This is a genomic window from Candidatus Galacturonatibacter soehngenii (assembly GCF_008830185.1).
Lineage (GTDB): Bacteria > Bacillota > Clostridia > Lachnospirales > Lachnospiraceae > Lachnotalea > Lachnotalea soehngenii.
This window is the reverse complement of record NZ_WAGX01000008.1, coordinates 336988-357351: the sequence shown is the minus strand read 5'-3', so window position 1 is coordinate 357351 and position 20364 is coordinate 336988. Positions and strand designations below refer to the sequence as shown.

Here is a 20364-nt window from a genome sequence, read left to right as displayed (position 1 = left end):
ATCCCCTCGCCACTTTTCTACTTTTTTATCAGATTTGTCATTCTAACCCCAAAACATCGGATATTTTTTTGTATAAAATGACGTGTTTTTAAATTTTCTTTAAAAACACGTCAGGCATGGTAAATATATTTTGTTTTGTCAAATACGCTATTTCCTTCTAATAATCTGGTTTTATAATAGGTACGTACAATTTCCGTTTCATTGTCTTCAATTCTACGTAAAAGATGCTTGATTGCTGCTAGATGTCTTCTAGTATGCGTCCCCTTAACAAGTGTTAATTCTATTTTAAGTAAACTGATTGGAGGCAATGCATCAAAGCCAATAAGAGAGATATCTTTGGGAATCTTGATTTGTCTTTCTAAGATTGCTCGACTTACTCCTAGTGATACAACAGAGCTTTCTAGTATGAAGGCACTTGTCTTTTTTACTCCTTCATCCAGATATTTTTTCATAGATTCATAAACTTCATCTACATTATTTCCTAAATTCCTTATCCTTTTACTCGTGTTAACCCCACGCTTTGCCATTTCTCGTATAAATGCTTCTCGCCTTTCCATAAAATTAAAGATATTTAAGTTTTCTGCAAGGTATACAATATTACTGTGACCTTTTTCCACAAGATAATTTACTCCCCTTGCAATTCCCTCTTCATTATCCACTAAAAAACTGTCAATTCCTTGCTCATTAAAAAGGTTGTCACCTACAACAATCGGAATTTTTAATTTTAAAAAGGGATAAATATCTGCTTGGTGCATTTCTGCTGCCAGGATATAAATTCCCTTCACTTTTTGTATCGTTAATTCTTCTATCAAAGTTTCTATCTCAGTCTTTTCTTCCCAGTAATCAATGATTTTAAACTCATATCCTGCTTTTCTTACTGCCTCTTCCATTTGCATATGTATGGGTAAAATCGTTGATCCTTTCCCTCTTTTTAGGACAATACCATGTTTCATATAGTTTATCATCACAACCATGCCTTCTTTTACACCGTTGTGATGCGTCCTATATTCTTTCATGGCTACGTTCTCCATATAATCAAGAACCTTCTTCCTGGTCTTTTCATTTACCCCAGGTCGCCCGTTTAACACTAACGATACTGTAGCAGGAGAAAGATTTAATTCTTTTGCTATATCCTTTGATTTAATTCGCATCTTTTCTCCTTCCTCCTGCTAACTATCTTCTAAAGTTTCCAAATCTCTTCGTTGTATTGTTCAATGGTTCGATCCGATGAGAAAAATCCCGCATTTGCAATATTAATGAGCGCTTTTTTATTCCATTTCTCTCTATCCGAATAATCCTCTATCATTTGATCTTTTGTCTTAATATAATCTTTGATATCAAGTAAGGTCATAAACCAATCTTTGTTAATTAGCTCCTGATATAACCGAATTAAATTCTTCTTTTCTCCGATTAAAAGCATATCTCTACTTAATATAAATTCAACCAGTTCGTGAATAAGTGGATCGTTTTCATAATAGTCTCTGGCTACATAATCCTTATTTCTATAATGGTTTATTACATCTTCACTTTTGGCACCAAATATATAAATATTTTCATCACCAACCAGCTGATGAATTTCTACATTTGCTCCATCTTCTGTACCAAGTGTAATTGCTCCATTTAGCATAAATTTCATATTGCCTGTACCAGAGGCTTCTTTTGAGGCAAGAGAAATTTGTTCGGATATATCACACGCAGGTATCAACTTAGCCGCTTTGGTTACGTTATAATTCTCAACCATAACCACTTTTAAATAAGGGCTTACATCCAAATCCTGATTGATTAACTCTTGTAAACATAATATCACATGTATGATATCCTTTGCAATCACATATGCTGGTGCTGCTTTTGCACCAAAAATCATGGTAATTGGCTGTTTTGGAAGTTTACCTTTTTTAATCTCTAAATATTTATAAATAATATAAAGTACATTCATTTGCTGACGTTTATATTCATGCAGACGTTTTATTTGAATATCAAATATTGAATTCTCATTTATTTCAATTCCTTGTGTCTCCATTAAATATTTCTTAAGTGCTACTTTATTTTCGTACTTGATTGCATCAAGTCTATTTAGTACTTGTTTATCCTCAGTAAAATCCAAAAGCTCCTGAAGTCTGGTAGCATCCTTTTTAAATTCATCTCCAATTAATTCTTCAATGAATCTTGTCAGAGGTTGATTGCAATGCATGAGCCATCTTCTAAATGTAATTCCGTTTGTTTTATTATTAAATTTCTCTGGATATATTTGATAAAATGCATTGAGTTCCTCTTCTACTAAAATGTTCGTATGAAGAGCTGCAACTCCATTTACACTAAATCCATAATGAATGTCCATATGGGCCATATGGGCTCTATTTTCCTTATCTATAATGGCAACCTTAGGATCCTGATACTTTTCCTTTACTCGTCTATCCAATTCTATGATAATTGGTAATAAGTGTGGTACTACTTTCTTTAGATAGTCAAGTGGCCATTTTTCCAAAGCTTCTGCTAATATCGTATGATTTGTATAGGCACAAGTTTTAGACACAATCGAAATAGCGCGGTCCATTGTTATTCCTTTTTCCATTAATAAACGTATCAACTCTGGAATGACAAGAGATGGATGTGTATCATTTATTTGAATGACTACATGTTCTTGTAATTTGTCAAGGTTATAACCTGCCTGTATACATTCTTCCAAAATAAGTTGTGCTGCATTACTTACCATAAAATACTGCTGATAAATTCGTAGCAATAACCCATTTGTATCACTATCATCTGGATATAAAAATAGAGTTAAATTCTTTGCTATCTCTTCTTTAGCAAAGGAAATACCTTTTGATACAAGCGATTCATCAATTGTCTCAATATCAAATAATCTTAATTTATTACATCCATTTTGATAGCCCGTTACGTCTATTTCGTACAGCCTAGATACTGCCGTAAAATCCTTAAATGGGACTTCATAAGTAATATTCGTTTTATTTAGCCAGCTTTCTTTTTGTATCCAAGGATTGATGGTCTCTTTTTGCATATGATTCTCAAACTCTTGCTTAAATAACCCAAAATGGTAATTCAAACCAATCCCATCTCCATTTAATCCTAGCGTCGCTATAGAATCTAAAAAGCATGCAGCTAATCTTCCAAGTCCACCATTACCAAGTGATGGTTCTGGTTCAATCTCTTCAATTTCTTCTAGACTTTTCCCATTCTTTTTCAAAATATCCCCTACATCATCAAATATTTGAAGATTGATTAAGTTGTTTGACAAAAGCTTTCCAATCAGGAATTCAGCCGATATGTAATAAAGCTTTTTCTCTCCCGTATTTCTTTTCTTTGTCTGTATTACTTTCTTCGTCAGCTCTAACAATGCAAAGTATAATTCTTCATTGCTACACGATGCTATACTTTTTCCATATCTTTTTGCTACAATCTCTTGTAATATCTTTTCTTCCATTGAAACCTCCCTATAACTTTTTCATCAGCTTTATAGTAACTTTTTCGAAACTTTTCGAAACATATATTGAAATATTATCACTTTTATGATATATTGTCAACTAGCAAAACCTTTTGTTCTTTATTTATATTTATGTATCGTTTTATACATCTTATACCCACCATTGTTTACAGTTTTGTGTTTAACTAAACTGTAAAATTTAATTTTAGGAGGCACAATGGCTACAATTAGAGATATTGCAAATAAATTAGGAATTTCACCAGGAACTGTATCAAAGGGATTAAATGGTGCAAGTGATATTAGTGAATCAATGCGTCAAGCAGTACTAGACACCGCAGTTGAATTGGGCTACAAACCAAAAACAATGCAGTTTGATAAAAAAATCTGTATTATGGTCGAAAACATGAACTATGAATCCATTGATCAATTTGGCTATGAAATCATTTCTGGGTTTGAACGTGCGGCTGCTAGGAAAAATTATGAAGTAACAATAATTCCAACCAATCTTACCCTTCAGACAAAGGAACAATATGATACCTTTATGTTAAAAAACGGCTACCTTGGAGCCTTTTTGTTAGGATTTGAACTTCATGATGATTATGTAAAACAATTAGACCATACGAAAGTTCCGACTGTATTACTCGATAATTTTATTGCGGATAACAAGCATGTAGGTTATGTCGGTACGGATAATTATGAAGGTATCAAAAACGCAATTTTACATCTAAAATCTTTAAACCATAGAAAAATTGCTTTTTTAAATGGTACCAAGAATTCAATGATTACCCAAAAACGGCAAGATGCCTTTTTGCAAGCTATGGAGCATGCACAGCTTACTCCTTTTGAAAGTCTAATTGCTTATGGAAATTTTAACGAAGATTGCGCAAAAGACCATGTAGAATCATTTCTAAAACACGGTGCAACTGCAATTTTATGTGCAAGCGACTTAATCGCCTCTGGAGTAATGAAAGAATTAAGCTTAAAAAACCTGCAAGTTCCAAAAGATATCAGTGTCATTGGATACGATGATATCCCTCTAGCCAAGTATCTTACCCCGTCTTTAACTACCATCCGTCAAAATCGAACGGAACTTGGCAATAGTGCTTTTGTACTTTTGGATAGCTTAATTCACAACATTCATATTAGCAGAATTGAACTTCGTCCTGAATTTGTAATCCGTGATTCTACATCACCAGCTCTTTCTTAATACAAATAAAAGAACAAGAGATCATGCATTGCACTATCTCTTGTTCTTTTTCATTCATTCATTTAGTTGATATTCTCCCCAAATATTAACTTTCTTACAGCAAACGCTAATCTTTTACCAAGTTCCTTTTTATTTTGCGGATGTAAATCGTTATATTCTCCTAGATCATATGCATCGACCATGGCCGTATTCGAAACACGAAGTGCCTTTTTTTGTTCTAGACGCAGTTCTTGCCAATTTACATCAGGCTCACCCTCTTTTCCATCTGTAAAGAGAGGAAGTGCTACATAGATAAATGGCGTTTCTTCTTTTCGAAAGTTCTTTCGCCAAACTTGTATCATTTTCTCCATTTTATCTGCATAGCCCACAGGATCTTTGGTATTAGATTCTCCTTGATAATATAATATTGCACGAATGCCTAAATCTTTAAGCGGAGCAATCATCTTATTGTATACGCCCGCTGGCTCATATTGAAAAAATGTCTGTGGCTCAAGACGTTGCATTGGTGCACCTATTTCATACTTCCATTCTCCCTCTAAAGAAATAAATTCATCTTGGTACTCCAAACCATATTTTTTCCCTGGCATAAAACCTCCAGGTTGCGCATCGCTAAACATACGAATTGTGACTCTATTTTTACCTTCACAAAGCAAACCTGGCGGTAATAAATATTTTCGTGGTGGATAGCGATAATCCGTATGTCCTACCAATACTCCGTTTACATATGTTTCATCGCCATCGATAATTGCTCCAAGCCTTAGCAATACCTCTTTTTCTCTCCAAGTATTTGGCACTTCAAATTCCTTTGTAAACCAGACACTCCCTTTATAGTCTTCCAGATCTGTATTCTCCCACATTCCTGGTATGATACAATGTTTTGTGAATGCTTGCACTTGGTCTTTTTTATGCCATCCCTTTTTGATGCCAAGATCCTTCTCTCTCATTGTTTTATGCCACTTTGCAATCCTCTTATTATCCGACTCAATTGTGTTATTTACCCATTCAATGTCCTTATTTCTTTGTAATTGCTCTTTACATAACCCCATTTCCATTAGTGACTCTTCACTTAACCATGCCTCAATCGGCGTTCCCCCAACTGCTGTTTGGATAAGCCCAACTGGAACTTTGTAAGCCTCATAAAGATTCACTGCTAAAAAATATCCCACTGCACTAAAATTAAGTACACTTTTTTCGTCTACCTTTATCCAGCTTCCACTTTCAAGGACTTTTTCTGGTCCTTGAAAGTTGTATTCCTTTGCTACCTCAAACATACGAATGTTGGGTTCCTTTACATTAGCTACGTCATTCGCAGAAACATCCATCGTACGTATGATAGGCAGTTCCATATTCGACTGTCCTCCAAGTACATAAACATCCCCTATCATTATGTCTGAAATTACAGTTCTATCCCCGTCATAGAGCACCATCTCATATGGGCCACCTGCTTCCATTGGCGGCAGCTCTAGCTCAAAGTAAGACTCTTTTAATATCTGCGTTTGATATGTTTTTCCTGCAAATGTAACTGTCACTAGATTTCCATATGCATAGCCCTTTATCATAATTGGCTTATTTCGCTGAATAACCATTCCATTGCTAAAGATGCTTGATAACTGCATGTTAATTCCCCCTTAAACTTTGCTAATAGATTTTCCTTCCACGCTTATCGTTGATTGCACTTTTTCTATAGAAATAGGAATTAATTTGATCGCACCATTCTTTTGCATTATCAAGCTGCTTGTGAAAACATGCTTCTACGCGATGAAATTCTTTGGAAGGTAACTTATGCTCTAATCCCTTCCACATTTGAATCATCCTTTCCACATCTTTTACCCCTTCAAAATGGGTATCATAGATATGTTGAATTACTGTATTTTTATTCTGTAGTATATGATTATAGGAAACATGATGAAAAAACAGCAACAACTCATCTGGACAAGTATCCACGTTTTCATACATCTGTGATAATGGTGGATAATACAAAGAGGCATATCCCGTTCCTTTTTTTGTCCTGTCAACTCCAATTCCAAAGTGATCTGCTCTATGATATGTTCCCCATCTCGAATACTCATATCCGTCTATATTAGGGCCATAATGATAATGAGGGGTCACCATAAAGCCTATTCCAAGGGGTGCTGTGTATTTTTCATACGTGTTCCAAGACATAAGAAGCAATCTTGAAACTGTATCTAGTACTTCTTCTTCATCTGGAAATGTCTGACAAATCCATTCTTTGGCTATTTCCTCTGAAGTAAGTTCACTATCCCAAGCCAATCTACCAAATCCATAAAAGTTTGCTGCTGCCAAATCATTTCCTGTCCAATTCTCACTATTTCCAGTATTGGCAACGGCAGCAATTCCTCTTCCAAAATGATTGCAGCATTTTCCTTTTAACAAGTCCTTTATGGTGTCATTTTCTTCACCACAATAAGTTCTTGAATCAAGTAGTTCTTTAAACCAAGGAATCAAATAACACAAATCGATTTGCTGTCCCGTATATTCTTGCGCAATCTGAACCTCCATAATATGATTGGTCTTTTTTAATTTTCCAAAAAGCGGCATAAAAGGCTCTCTTACTTGGAAATCCAGCGGACCATTTTTAATCTGCAATATCACATTATCAAGAAAGGCTCCATCTAGTTCATAAAAATAGTCATACGCAGCTCTCGCACGATCAATCGTCCTATCTCTCCAATCTTGTTGACAATTATATACAAAACATCTCCAAATGATAATTCCATTGTATGGCGCTATCGCTTTTGCGAGCATATTGGCACCATCTGCTTGATTTCTTCCATAGGTAAACGGCCCAGGTCTACCTTCTGAATCTGCCTTAACCAAAAAACCACCAAGAGTCGGTAATTCCTGATAGACAAGTTTCATTCGTTCATGCCACCATGCGATAACGGTTTCATCAAGCGGATCTGCACTTTTTAGTCCACCAAGTTCCATACACGCTGCATAATTAAGGCTTAAGAATAACTTTATTCCGTAGGAATCAAATAACTCAACTAATTTCTTTAAACTTTCAAAATAGGTATTTGTTATAAACTCTGTTGCCTCTTGTTTTACGTTTACATTGTTAATAACAGTGGCATTAATACCAACGCTAGCTAACAAGCGAGCATAATCACGCGTTCTTTCGTTGACAACAATTTGTTTGTTTTCAAAAAAGAACGAATCCCCCGAATAACCTCTTTCAATACTGCCATCTATATTATCCCAATGGTTTAGCATACGTAGTTCTTTGTCAGGAACTCGTGTGAGGGAAAGCAAAGCCATTTTATTTTTGCAAGCAACTCTACGAAGTAATTCATATACTCCATACAAAAGCCCTATCTGCGTATTTGCCATAATAGCAATCAACCCATTTTTTTCTTCTAATTGAAATCCTTCTTTTGCTAAACATTCCTTTGATACCAGGCTCAAATGAATTCCCTTGGTTGGAAGGTGATTGACTCTTTCTATCGCAGCACCAAACATCTTATTGGTGGCAAGTCGCAGCTCTGCCAAAGCATTTTCAATTATTTTTCCCTCTTCTAACGTATACACTTCCTTAAAATACGCTTCATCCAAGTAGCCCTTTACAGCTTGATACTTTAACCATGCTTGTTCCCAACTCATAACAAAACTCTCCTATTCGTAGATAGACGGATGATATAACACCTCATCATTTAAACATTTCACGATTGTGGAAATCGGTTTTTTCCCTGTTAATTTCATACTTCTTTGATCAGGTTGTGATGTACCTATATAAACCTGATAATTTCCTTTATATAACTTTAAGTACGCTTCTTCATCATATAAGCCAAATGCAGTTGCATCCAAGGTAAAGACAACTTGTGTTTCTTCATTTGGTTGTAAATGTACCTTTTTCAATCCTTTTAAAGAGAAGTTTGGTGCGTCCTCTTTCTCACATTTAATATATAACTGTATTGCTTCTGCACCTGCCATTTGTCCTTCATTCTTAATCGTTGCAGTAAATACCAACGTATTGTCTTTACTGATTTCTTGTTGATCTACCATTACTTTTGTTACATTGATATCTGTATATGATAGTCCATAACCAAATGGATATAAAGCCTCCTCTTTCATATAACGATAGGTTCGATTGCTCATTGAGTAATCTGTAAACTCTGGTAATTCCTCTGTTGATTTGTAGAAAGTAACAGGAAGCTTACCTTCTGGTGAAGCCTCGCCAAATAACACCTCGGCAATTGCATTTCCACCTTGTGCTCCTGGATACCAGCCTTGAATAATTGCTGGAATATGTTCATCCGCAAAATTTATTGCTAAAGCACTTCCCGATAATAATATTAATACGGTAGGCTTTCCACTTTCATAAATTGCTTTTAACACTTCTTCTTGTATGCCTGGAAGCTTAAGAGATGCCTTATCACCACTTGCAAATTCATTTCCCTGATCTCCTTCTTCTCCTTCTAATCCTGAGTCAAGCCCCATGCAAGCAATTACAACGTCACTTTTTTCACATACCGCCTTTATTTCCGCTAATCTATCATTCCTTAATCCAAGTCCGCCTACACGCTCTTTATGCATATGACAGCCTTCTGAATAAAACACTCTGATATCCTCACCAACGTACTCTTTGATTCCTTCTAGTACTGTAACATATTCAGAAGCAGTTCCTTCATAGTTACCAACCAATGCTCTTCTATTATTTGCATTTGGTCCAATTACGCCAATTGTTTTTAACTTATCCTTTTGAAGCGGCAATAAATGATTTTCATTTTTTAATAGCACAATTGTTTTTTTGGAAACTTCTTTGTTAAAATTACAATAATCTTTATTATCCACTACTTCAAAGTCAATATGATCAAATTCTGTTTCTTTTTCAAATAGTCCTAACTTCATTCTTGTTACAAATAAGTTTACAACGGCTTCATCTAGTCTTGATTCTTCTACTAAACCATCTTCCACTGCTTTTTTCAAATAGATAAAAATGTTTCCGCAATTTAAATCACAACCATTATTCATTGCCAAAGCAACTGATTCAACTGGACTGTTTGTTACTTTGTGATGCTCATGGAAATCTTTAATGGCCCAGCAATCACTTACTACATGCCCTTTAAAATTCCATTCCGTTCGAAGAATATCTTGCAACAAAGTCTTACTGCCACAGCAAGGTTCTCCATTGGTTCTATTGTACGCTCCCATGACTGCTTCTACTTGCGCTTCCTCAACACAGGCTCTAAAAGCTGGAAGATACGTTTCATGCATATCTTGAATAGAAGCAATCGCATCAAAGCTATGTCTGATATCTTCTGGGCCAGAATGAACTGCAAAATGCTTTGCACAAGCTGCTGTTTTCATAAATTCTCCATCACCTTGCATCGCTTTGATAAATTTTACTGCAAGTCTAGAAGTTAAGAATGGATCTTCTCCATAGGTTTCATGCCCTCTTCCCCATCTTGGATCGCGGAAAATATTAACATTTGGAGCCCAAAAGGTTAAACCTTTATATATATCTGTGTCATTATATTTTTGCTGCATATTAAATTTGGCTCTGCCTTCTGTTGAAATTACATCCGCAACTTCTTCTAGCAAATCTTCATCAAATGATGCTGCCAATCCAATTGCCTGTGGAAATAAAGTTGCTACACCTGCCCTTGCTACGCCATGTAGTGCTTCATTCCACCAGTTATAAGACTTAATTCCCAATCTTTCAATGGCTGGGGCACTATGTAGCGTTTGAAAAACTTTTTCTTCTAATGTCATTTGTTCTACTAATTTTTTTGCCTGTTCTAGAAATTGTTCTCTCTTTTTGTTAAATGGTGTACCACTCATGTTATCACCCATCCTTACTCATATTTTTCATTTTTATTTATATAAGTAAGGGTTCAAAGCATTTGCTTGAACCCTTATTATTGCTTTATAGCCAGATGCTACCAATTAGTAACCAAGAAGGCTCTTTTTATTTTCAAAGATCTTATTTGCTAACTCAATGTATTTTGTCGATCCCTTTGCTTCACAAGTCTTTACATACTCATCCCAATCCGTATCAAGATTAGCAGTTCCTGTGATAAAGCTCATGGTCATTGTATTTATATAATCAGTCAGTGGAACTCTGATTAATTCTAACTCTTCTGCTTCATCTTCATTTGAAAGGATAGGAGGATCAATCTTTTGTGGTTCTCTCGAACTATTGGTGCGTTCTAGATAGCTTACTTCCTCCTCTGTCATTTTAGAAGTTCTAAGATCTTGTGTTCCGCCATAAGCAAATACACCACCACCAAATCCATAATCAATATTTAACTTTTTGGTTCCATCAGGATTAATGCCGTTAAAATAAATGTCAGGATTTAATACAATTTTTCCTGCTTCTACCGTATATGTAGTTCCTTCTACTCCCCAAAGTGAAAGAGTCTGACCTTCATTTGAATACCATAACCAGTCAATAAAACGAAGCATTTTTATAAAGCCTTCTTCTCCAAGATCATCAAGAGCATTCTGAGAAATCATAATTCCATTTTCTAGTCTTGATAATTCTGGTCTTAAGTTACCTGCTGGTCCTCCAGGTACCGTTACAAGATAAAGTTCTGCGTTTTTATCCTGCACTTTTTCATTTTTAAGATTGTCTGCTAACTGCTGAAAATTTGCTGCATACGCATAAGACTCACCTCTATAGAATTTTTCTTTTGCCATATCATCTTCTTGCGTAAAGCTTTCTGGATCTAAAATACCATCTTTATACATTTTATTGAAAAACTTTAACAATTCTTTGAAATTATCACTTGTGTCCACAAATTCATACTGCTTTTTATCCCAGTTAAATTTAGTTCCATCTTGAAGTCCCCAGTCACTACCATTTGCCTGACGTCCTGCTTTTACTCCATATTCTATTCCTGCTAAGTTAAGAGTACAAGCACCTTGGTATTGGTCAGAGAATACATATGGCGCACCTGTGTACTCTTTTACTTGCTTTAATGCATCATAAAATCCTTCCCAAGTCCAATCCTTTTCTAACGCTTGTATGTCTACACCAGCAGCGTCAAATATATCCTTACGTATCATGATAGAGTAGCCAGCTCCTTGTTCTTCCCACATACCTGGAAGCACATAATATTTACCGTCTTCTCTTAACTTTTGTGTTAAGTCACCTTCCATGTTCCAATCTTCTACGCATTTTTGATAATTTGGCATATATTGTACCCAATCACTGATTGGAACAATCTGTCCACTTGATACGTAAGCTCTTTCATCATATGTCTTAGGAATGATGTAAGGTGCTGATCCTGAATTAACAAGTGCTGATTTTTTATCTTCATAATCCGTTCTTGCCACTAGAGTCAAATCAAACGTAACATTACTTTTTTCTTCAATTGCCTTCCATAAAAGCCAATCTTCTTTATAAGGATAATTTTCGTGATCACTAAATAACATCGAATATTTTACAGGCTCTTGTGAGTAAAATGTTTTGTCTACTCCATAGGTGTAATCCTCACCTCCTGTTGTTGATGATGCTTCTTCTTTCTTAGTATCTGTGTTTTGCACTCCTGTAGTCGGTTCTGAGGATGCCCCACATCCAACCAATCCAGTCAACATTGACGCCGTCAATAATGCTGCTGCCATTTTCTTCATCATATTATTTTCTCCCTTTCTTACTATTATTTATCAAAAGCTTATGCTTTTAATCACATTAACCTTTTACTGCTCCCATCGTCATTCCCTTTACAAAATACTTTTGTACAAATGGATACACACATATAATTGGCAATGAAGTCAATACCATAGAAGCGGATTTAATGGTGGTAGTAATCTGACTTTCTTCTGCCCCTGATCCAAGTTCTACATTATTCGCACCTTCCACTAACTGTCTTACCCATAGAGCAACTGGCCATTTACTCTTTGTGTCCAAATAAATAAAGGGTCCAAACCATTCATTCCAAAGTCCTACAAGATAAAACAGACACATGGTTGCTATAATTGGTTTTGATAAAGGAACTACAATCTTAGTAAAAATAGAATATGTTCCCATTCCATCAATTGCTGCCGCCTCTTCCAACTCTTCAGGCAAGCCTGCAAAGAAGGACTTCATTAATAATAAGTTAAACGTACTGATTGCCCCTGGTAATAAAATTGCCCATACTGTATCTCTTAAATGTAACCACTGTGCTACTAATATGTAATTGGGAATCATACCTCCCGAAAAATACATGGTAAAAATACAAAATGGAATAAAAAATTTATTCAATCGCAATCGATTCTTTGATAGCGGATACGCTAAAATCGCAGTCGCAGCTACTGAAATGATGGTTCCAAAAATTCCATATAAAATTGTATTGGCATAAAACTGATAGAATTCAATCTTCTTTAATACATATTTATAGGTTGCAGTAGTAAATTCAATCGGATAAAAACTAACTTTTCCCGCCGCAACTGCTCTATCAGAGCTAAAGGATTGTGCAATTAAATAGATAAATGGATAAAGGGTTACAAATACAACTAACGCCATTACGATAAAATTAATTACTAAAAATACTTTTCTACTTTTTGAAACTTTTACTTTCATCTTCCTAACCCCCTTCTACCACAAGCTGCTTTCTGTGAATTTTTTCGATAACGTGTTTGCAGTTGTAACTAAAATCAAACCAATAATTCCTTCGAATAATCCAACAGCTGTAGCATAAGAGAAATTACCTCCTGCAATACCCATTCGATATACATAAGTACCAATGATATCTGCTTTTTCTTGTGTTAACGGATTATATAAAAGCAAAACTTTTTGCATATTGGTGGAAGTCATGATTCCGCCAATATCAAGAATCAATAAAGTCATAATAGTAGGCATTATTCCTGGTATTGTAATATGCAGTGCTTGTTTCAACTTTCCTGCCCCATCTATTGCAGCAGCTTCGTATAGTTCCATATTTATGCTTGTCATTGCAGTTAAATACAGTATGGTTCCCCATCCTAATGCTTGCCACACACCTGATGTAATGTAAATAGTTGAAAACCAGTTTGGCAATGATATAAATGCAATTTTTTCTCCACCTAATAAAGAAATAAAACTATTAATTGGTCCAGTTAGTCCAACAATTTCTTTAATCATACCGCAAACAACAACAAGCGATATAAAATGTGGTAGGTAACTTACAGTTTGCACAAATTTTTTTGCTTTTAGATTTTTCATCTCATTTAATAGTAAAGCAAAAATTAAAGTTGCAGGAAATCTGATTGCAATATAAGAAATACTTAATCGCAGCGTATTGGCAAATGCTTTCCAAAACGATTCATCCTTTAGAAATTGATTAAAATAACGAAATCCTACCCAAGTTGTACCAAATATGTTGGAACCACCTTTATACTTTCGAAACGCAATTATGTTTCCAGCCATTGGTATGTATTTAAAAATAATGTAATACGCAATTGGTATGATGAGAAACGTATATAACTTCCATTCCTTTTTAATATGTTTTAGTAATGAGTGTGATTTTTTGATACTATGTTGCGTTTGTGTCAGTTCTATTTTGTCTTTTCCCATTTAAACACCTCTTCTACTTTCATATTACTATCGCGATATGACTCAACGCTTTCGTCAAGTTGTATAATTTTGTTTTCTTATAATTTGTATTATAGTGCACTACGTCTTTAGATTCCCCTCAATCCCTAGCATTTTATAATCATATATTATCATTTCTTATAATAATTAATTAATTATTATCATTTTGTATTTACATTTTACATATTTGGATTTATACTTTATCCATAATATTCCTTTAAAATATACTAAAGTTGCATAAAAAATTCTTTTATTATTTTTTTTTGTGCATTTTGTATATCTTGTCCACATTTATTATTTTTTTGTAATTGATTATATTTGATTACATTGATATTATTTGATATTTAACTAAAATGTAAATTAGGAGATGTAACAATGATTGAAGTCTTAAATGGCATTCGAGAAACTATAATATATGATGAAAACATGTCAATTCGTTTTTACTATAATAACTCTTTTGAGGATTATCCTATCCATTGGCAGCCTGCGATTGAAATTATTATGCCAATTGAAAATATTTATACAGTTAAAATCGAGGAGAACACTATTATTCTTAATCCAGGCGATATCTTATTTATATCACCTGGTGTATTGCATCAGTTGTTTGCTCCTGAAACAGGAGAACGATATATCCTTTTGATAGAGCCACCTCTTTTTTCAAATATAAAAGGATTAGAAGCTTTGGCTTCTATGTTCTATCCTTATGCCCTTTACACTGATGATTCCAGAAAAAATAAAGAACGGATGAATCAGCTAATGGACAATATCTATACCGAATACTCTGGTAATTCAGATTTAAAATATGCTTCACTTTATGCATCCATCTTGGAGTTACTTGTAATTGCAGGGCGCAACAAAACAAATCTTCCGATTGATATTGTAAATATTAAAAACACCAGATCCCATAAATACGTAAGTAAATTTCTTGATATCTGTAACTATATCGATGAGCATTGTACAGAAAATATCGGAATTAAGGAATTGGCTGCTCTGAGCGGATTTAGTGAATCGCACTTTATTCGCTTGTTTAAGCAATTTACAAACTATTCCTACTATGATTACTTAAACCGTTCTCGCATTACCCATGCAAAAAAATTACTTACTACTATGCCAAACTCCTCCATTGTCGACATCTCACTCCAGTCAGGCTTTGGTAGCTTGGCAACTTTTAATCGACTATTTAAATCGATTAACAAATGTACTCCAACGCAATATCGTAATTTACAACGTGAACAATGAATCTAGCATCACATAAATGTCAACTATTATGAGATAGTAAAAGAAAGGAGAATTATGAGCACAAAACACCCCTTTAATACCAATTGGAAATTCTCAAAGCAAAATCTTGGACGCACTTTATCCGAGATGGACAAAGATGATATTCAATGGCAATCCGTAGATATTCCTCACGATTGGCTTATTTACCAAGATGACTTATATGAGAATTCAGAAGGTTGGTATCAAAAATTTTTTACCTATCACCCACAAAAAGATAGCAATTTATCTCTTTGCTTTGACGGTGTCTATATGAACAGCACGTTGTTTATCAACCAAAAAGAAGTTGGTACTTGGCAATATGGCTATACTTCTTTTGAGTATGAAATTACAGATTTTTTAATTCCTGGCGAAAATAAAATTATGCTAAGAGTTAAGCATGAAAGTCCAAATAGTCGCTGGTATTCTGGTGCAGGAATCTATCGAAATGTATGGCTTAAGCACTATCCTAATCACCACTTCCTTTCAAACGGAATCTATATCTCAACTAGAAAGACAAAAAATGGGTTTCAATTTATTGTAACCCATGAACTTAGTGAGCCTACCTTTGGTAACGTACTTCACACATTAATAGACCAGTCTGGAACTGTGCTTATGACCCATCTTGTCTCGAATCAATGGATTGACATACCCTCTCCCATTCTTTGGACATTAGAAAACCCATATCTTTATACATTACAATCGGAACTTATAAGTAAAGATTGCTTGATAGATAGCATTCAAAATCGCTTCGGGGTACGAACATTGCTCTTTGATTGTAAGAACGGCTTTTTCCTGAATGGTAAACACATAAAACTAAATGGAGTGTGTCAGCATCACGATCTTGGCGCTCTTGGCAGCGCATTTAATCTTAGTGCAGCTAAACGACAACTTAACTTATTAAAGGAAATGGGCGTAAATGCCATTCGATTTTCTCATAATATGCCTGCCCAAGAATTATTGGACCTTACGGATGAAATGGGTATCTTGGTCATCAATGAAGCTTTTGATATGTGGGAACGTGCAAAGACACCCTATGATTATGCACGCTTTTTTAAATCAGAAAGCGCAAAGGATGTAAAAAGCTGGATTCGAAGGGATCGAAATCACCCCTCTGTTATTATGTGGTCCATTGGAAATGAAATCTATGATACACATGTGGACTTACATGGCGCAGAACTAACCAGATATTTAATAGAAGAGACGCAAAAGCATGACCCACGAAAAAATGCTCATATAACTATGGGTTCGAATTATATGCCTTGGGAAAATGCAAGAAAATGTGCTGATATCATCAAGTTAATCGGATATAATTATGCTGAAAAACTTTATCACAACGATCATAACGAGCATCCGGACTGGATGATATATGGAAGCGAAACCTCCTCCCTTGTTCAAAGCCGTGGTATCTATCACTTTCCATTGAAAGAACCTATTTTATCCGATGATGACAAGCAATGTTCCGCATTGGGAAATAGTGCGACTAGTTGGGGTGCTAAAAGCATGGAGGCATGTATTATAGCAGAACGTGATACGCCTTTTTCTATGGGCCAATTCATATGGACTGGATTTGATTACATTGGGGAACCGACTCCATATCATACTAGAAATTCATACTTTGGGCAAATTGATACGGCTGGTTTTCCAAAGGATTCCTTTTATTTTTATCAATCCGCATGGACTCATTACAAAGAAAATCCAATGATACACATTGCTCCTTATTGGGATTTTAATGAGAATCAACTCATCGATGTAAGAGTTATGTCCAATGCCCCCAAAGTCGAATTATTCCTTAACGGAATCTCAAAAGGAGTGCAATGCTTAGAGCACCAAACGGGAAGCAAACTAATTGCCGATTATCAAATTCCCTATCAAAAGGGACACCTTTATGCCATTGCCTATGATGAAGAAAATGAGATGATAGCTAGAGATGACAAGTACTCCTTTCAAGATGCGACCTCTCTTTTGCTTACACCTGATAAGATTGAAACGACTGCAAACGGTGAGGATTTGATTTTTATAACCATACAAGCAAAAGATTTGGATGATAGATTCGTAGAAAATGCAAATAATCGTGTCTTTGTAAAGGTAGAAGGAGAAGGTAGGCTCGTTGGGCTTGACAATGGAGACAGCACCGACACCGATTCCTATAAAGGAACATCTAGACGCTTGTTTAACGGAAAACTCTTAGCGATTGTTGCACCCACACTTACATCTGGTAAAATTATGGTGAACGTAACCTCACCATGTTTAATGGCTGCCCAGTTAGAATTAACCTCAGTTTTAAGTCCCTCTACTCCTGTTGTATCCTCTCTTCTTTCTTGCAAGGAAAGCAAAGTGACAAGCGAAGTTCCAGTAAGAAAAATAGAGATATTGGCAAAACAAGGGCAACAGTTTACCAAGGAGCAAACCTCTTTACAAGTAGAAGCAAAGCTATATCCTAATTATGCAACCTTCAAAGACATCACCTGGCAAATAACCAATGATGCTGGAGTTCCAATCAAGCTTGCCTCTTTTGAAAAAATAAACAGTTCAGGTACACAGCTTTTATTAACTGCTCATGGAGATGGTGATTTTCGTCTTCGTGCAAGCTGTAAAAACGATAAAAAACATGCAGACATTATTTCTTCTTTGGAGTTTCACATTGATGGAATCGGATCTCTGACGCAAAATCCATATGAATTTATTTCTGGTTCTTTATTTGATTCTTTTGAAGGAGAAGTGAGTAACGGAAATGAACGTGGCGTTGCAACAGCTAGAGAACAAAAAACGATACTTACATATGAAAACCTAGATTTTGGTGATTATGGCTCTGATTGCCTGACCATTCCAATATTTGAACTGGAAAGTGCAAGTACAATCATCAATTTTTATGAAGGGCATACGTTAGAGCAAAAAGGAAGGTTTCTTGGTTCTTTTTGTTATCACAAACAATCGATATGGAATGTTTATCAAGAGGAGACATTCCATCTAAACAAACGTTTAACTGGGGTAACATCACTTTCTATCGAGGTAGAACATAAGATTCATATCAAAGGCTTTTCTTTCACCAAAATAGAAAAAGCATTTGAGAAATTATATGCTACAGAGGCCAATTACATCTATGGTGATACCTTTATTCGAAAAGAAACCTGCGTAGAGGGTATTGGCAATAATGTTTCTTTCGAATTTCAAAACATGGACTTTAAAGAGTGTGGGGTTCATTCCCTTACAATCTGTGGACATAGTCCCATTGATAAAAATACCATTCACATTCGCTTTCATGGCAAAGACGGTGATGCTTATGATATTGCAGAGTTTGCTTATACAAAAGACTATGAAGAACAAAGTTTTAACGTATCACCAATCTACGGCGTGCAAACAGTGACGTTTGTCTTTTTACCTGGAAGTAATTTTGATTTTAAATGGTTTCAATTCCACTAAAGGAAAGCTGACTTTCTTTTAGGGATTTTATTTTTCTTTGTGTAATCTTATCCTCTGGGTTTACTTCTTGGCATAGGATAGGTGAGTTGGGATTGTAGTTTTTATAATTAGTGACAGCCTTTTGAAAGCTATCATTTGCGTAACAATATTTACACCCGTTGATACAAGTGTGATAGCTTCCAATCTCAATGCTTTCCATGCATCCGCATTCTTTTCTTTGATTTTTATCTTTTTGTCCCTTTAACTTACCATTTAGTACCTGCTCAAGCCACTGTTTATCAATGCAACTACCATGCTCTATTCCATATGAAGTTAAATCTATTTCTTCGGCACAGGTTTCTATTCTCATATGATTGGCTCTTGCAACTGCGGCAAAATGACTTGCTAAACATTCTATATCTTGTTGCGTTATTTCATGCACTTGAATCTCTTGCATATTCCTTTTCATCTTCACGTACCAATCTAAAAAGCTTATGATTACCTTATTGGTATATCCTCTTAGACTTTGTGCGATTTGCTCAAATGCTTTCATATGATAGGAAACGCTATATTGATTTGTCACTATAATAGGATCATACCTCCAAATCATTCTTTCTTTTCCTATCTGCGTAGCTAGTTGTTGAAAGAGAGGTATTATGATTTCTTTTTTATTTGGAAGATTTGGCTCTAAATCCTTGCCATATCCTGTTAGGGTAAATTGAAAACAATATGTATAATCCTTTATTTCATCCAGTCGACTTAGCATAGGGGCTGGGTTCTTAGACCAAAAGATAATACAGTCTATCAACTTTGGTGTAAGAAGTATTTCACTTACCTGCTTAGGATTCATTGGATTCTTTACATACACTATCCCTTCTTTCATGCGATTGAAAAACCATTCGGAATAAAAACATGGAATATCTGTTCTTCTACTTACACTTAAAATCATTGTTCTCCCCCTCTACTCAAACTTTTTTTTGTATTACATAACCCAATATAGCAAAAATATTATTATTATATCCAATATAGGCCACCATTTTTTTTTCGTCTATCAACATTTCTTCCACTTCAAGCATATCTTCTGTAAGTAGTGATTCTTTTGTAAAATACACAGATATATCATATCCATCAATTCTTATATTATTTTGTTCCACTAAACTATCGAAAAAAGCTTGTTCAATTTGTTCTAAATTTATAACTTGATCCGGCAAATAGGAGAAAATATCTGTCACTTTATATGTATTCATAAGCACACTCCTTATTAAAATTACGAAAATAAGAGAAGAATGTTCTATCACTCTTAACACTCTTCTCTTATTATATACTATCTTTCTACAATCTGGGAAGAATTAGCAAAATATCCATATTCTCCTGTAATACTAGTCTACTTATTTAGTTTGTTGTATTTTGACAGAATCCGACTGTTGTTATAATTGAATCATTTAGTGCTATTTGCTAGGTGATTACGGTTCCTGCCGTGGTACAGCAGAAAAAAACCTGCACAGATTTGCACAGGTTTTCTACTTGATTAGATTAGATTAT

Annotated in this window: 13 protein-coding genes; 3 read left to right on the top strand and 10 right to left on the bottom strand. The window is 35.0% G+C overall.

Features of this window, described 5'->3' with window-relative positions; translation table 11 throughout:
* Nucleotides 1–110: 110 nt before the first annotated feature.
* A complete protein-coding gene (locus F7O84_RS18770; RefSeq protein WP_151148614.1) occupies nucleotides 111–1151 on the bottom strand; it encodes a LacI family DNA-binding transcriptional regulator in 1041 nt (346 codons plus the stop codon).
* A 29-nt stretch (nucleotides 1152–1180) separates the two neighbouring features.
* Nucleotides 1181–3442 (bottom strand): glycogen/starch/alpha-glucan phosphorylase, encoded by a 2262-nt coding sequence (locus F7O84_RS18765; protein ID WP_151148613.1) that lies wholly within the window; start codon nucleotides 3440–3442, stop codon nucleotides 1181–1183.
* A 217-nt stretch (nucleotides 3443–3659) separates the two neighbouring features.
* Between F7O84_RS18765 and F7O84_RS18760 the strand changes: the two genes are divergently transcribed.
* Nucleotides 3660–4649: a LacI family DNA-binding transcriptional regulator gene (locus F7O84_RS18760; RefSeq protein WP_151148612.1), complete on the top strand. Its 990-nt coding sequence runs from the start codon at nucleotides 3660–3662 to the stop codon at nucleotides 4647–4649.
* Between the two features lie 62 nt (nucleotides 4650–4711).
* On the opposite strand, the gene F7O84_RS18755 is transcribed toward F7O84_RS18760, so the two are convergent.
* From F7O84_RS18755 to F7O84_RS18730, 6 genes are all read right to left on the bottom strand, one after another.
* Entirely contained in the window at nucleotides 4712–6265 is a 1554-nt protein-coding gene (locus F7O84_RS18755) for a sialate O-acetylesterase (RefSeq protein WP_151148611.1), read from the bottom strand.
* Between the two features lie 22 nt (nucleotides 6266–6287).
* Nucleotides 6288–8270, bottom strand: a complete 1983-nt coding sequence (locus tag F7O84_RS18750) for an alpha-glucuronidase family glycosyl hydrolase (RefSeq protein WP_151148610.1) — start codon at nucleotides 8268–8270, stop codon at nucleotides 6288–6290.
* A gap of 12 nt (nucleotides 8271–8282) precedes the next feature.
* Nucleotides 8283–10451 (bottom strand): glycoside hydrolase family 3 C-terminal domain-containing protein, encoded by a 2169-nt coding sequence (locus F7O84_RS18745; protein WP_151148609.1) that lies wholly within the window; start codon nucleotides 10449–10451, stop codon nucleotides 8283–8285.
* A gap of 105 nt (nucleotides 10452–10556) precedes the next feature.
* On the bottom strand, nucleotides 10557–12248 hold the full coding sequence (locus tag F7O84_RS18740) for a type 2 periplasmic-binding domain-containing protein (RefSeq protein WP_151148608.1): 1692 nt from the start codon (nucleotides 12246–12248) through the stop codon (nucleotides 10557–10559).
* Nucleotides 12249–12303: 55 nt separating this feature from the next.
* Nucleotides 12304–13176: a carbohydrate ABC transporter permease gene (locus tag F7O84_RS18735; RefSeq protein WP_151148607.1), complete on the bottom strand. Its 873-nt coding sequence runs from the start codon at nucleotides 13174–13176 to the stop codon at nucleotides 12304–12306.
* A gap of 15 nt (nucleotides 13177–13191) precedes the next feature.
* Nucleotides 13192–14148 (bottom strand): ABC transporter permease, encoded by a 957-nt coding sequence (locus F7O84_RS18730; RefSeq protein ID WP_151148606.1) that lies wholly within the window; start codon nucleotides 14146–14148, stop codon nucleotides 13192–13194.
* 393 nt (nucleotides 14149–14541) lie between these two features.
* Between F7O84_RS18730 and F7O84_RS18725 the strand changes: the two genes are divergently transcribed.
* Entirely contained in the window at nucleotides 14542–15405 is an 864-nt protein-coding gene (locus tag F7O84_RS18725) for an AraC family transcriptional regulator (protein ID WP_151148605.1), read from the top strand.
* Between the two features lie 54 nt (nucleotides 15406–15459).
* Nucleotides 15460–18843 carry a glycoside hydrolase family 2 TIM barrel-domain containing protein gene (locus F7O84_RS18720; protein ID WP_151148604.1) on the top strand — a complete coding sequence of 1128 codons (3384 nt, stop codon included), beginning with the start codon at nucleotides 15460–15462 and terminating at the stop codon, nucleotides 18841–18843.
* Here the strand turns inward: F7O84_RS18720 and F7O84_RS18715 are convergent.
* Both F7O84_RS18715 and F7O84_RS18710 read right to left on the bottom strand, forming a co-directional pair.
* A complete protein-coding gene (locus F7O84_RS18715) occupies nucleotides 18821–19771 on the bottom strand; it encodes a DUF1848 domain-containing protein (RefSeq protein ID WP_151148603.1) in 951 nt (316 codons plus the stop codon). The genes F7O84_RS18720 and F7O84_RS18715 overlap by 23 nt on opposite strands.
* A gap of 16 nt (nucleotides 19772–19787) precedes the next feature.
* The gene (locus F7O84_RS18710) at nucleotides 19788–20069 is read right to left on the bottom strand and encodes a hypothetical protein (protein WP_151148602.1); all 282 of its coding nucleotides are present in this window, start codon (nucleotides 20067–20069) and stop codon (nucleotides 19788–19790) included.
* Nucleotides 20070–20364: the final 295 nt, after the last annotated feature.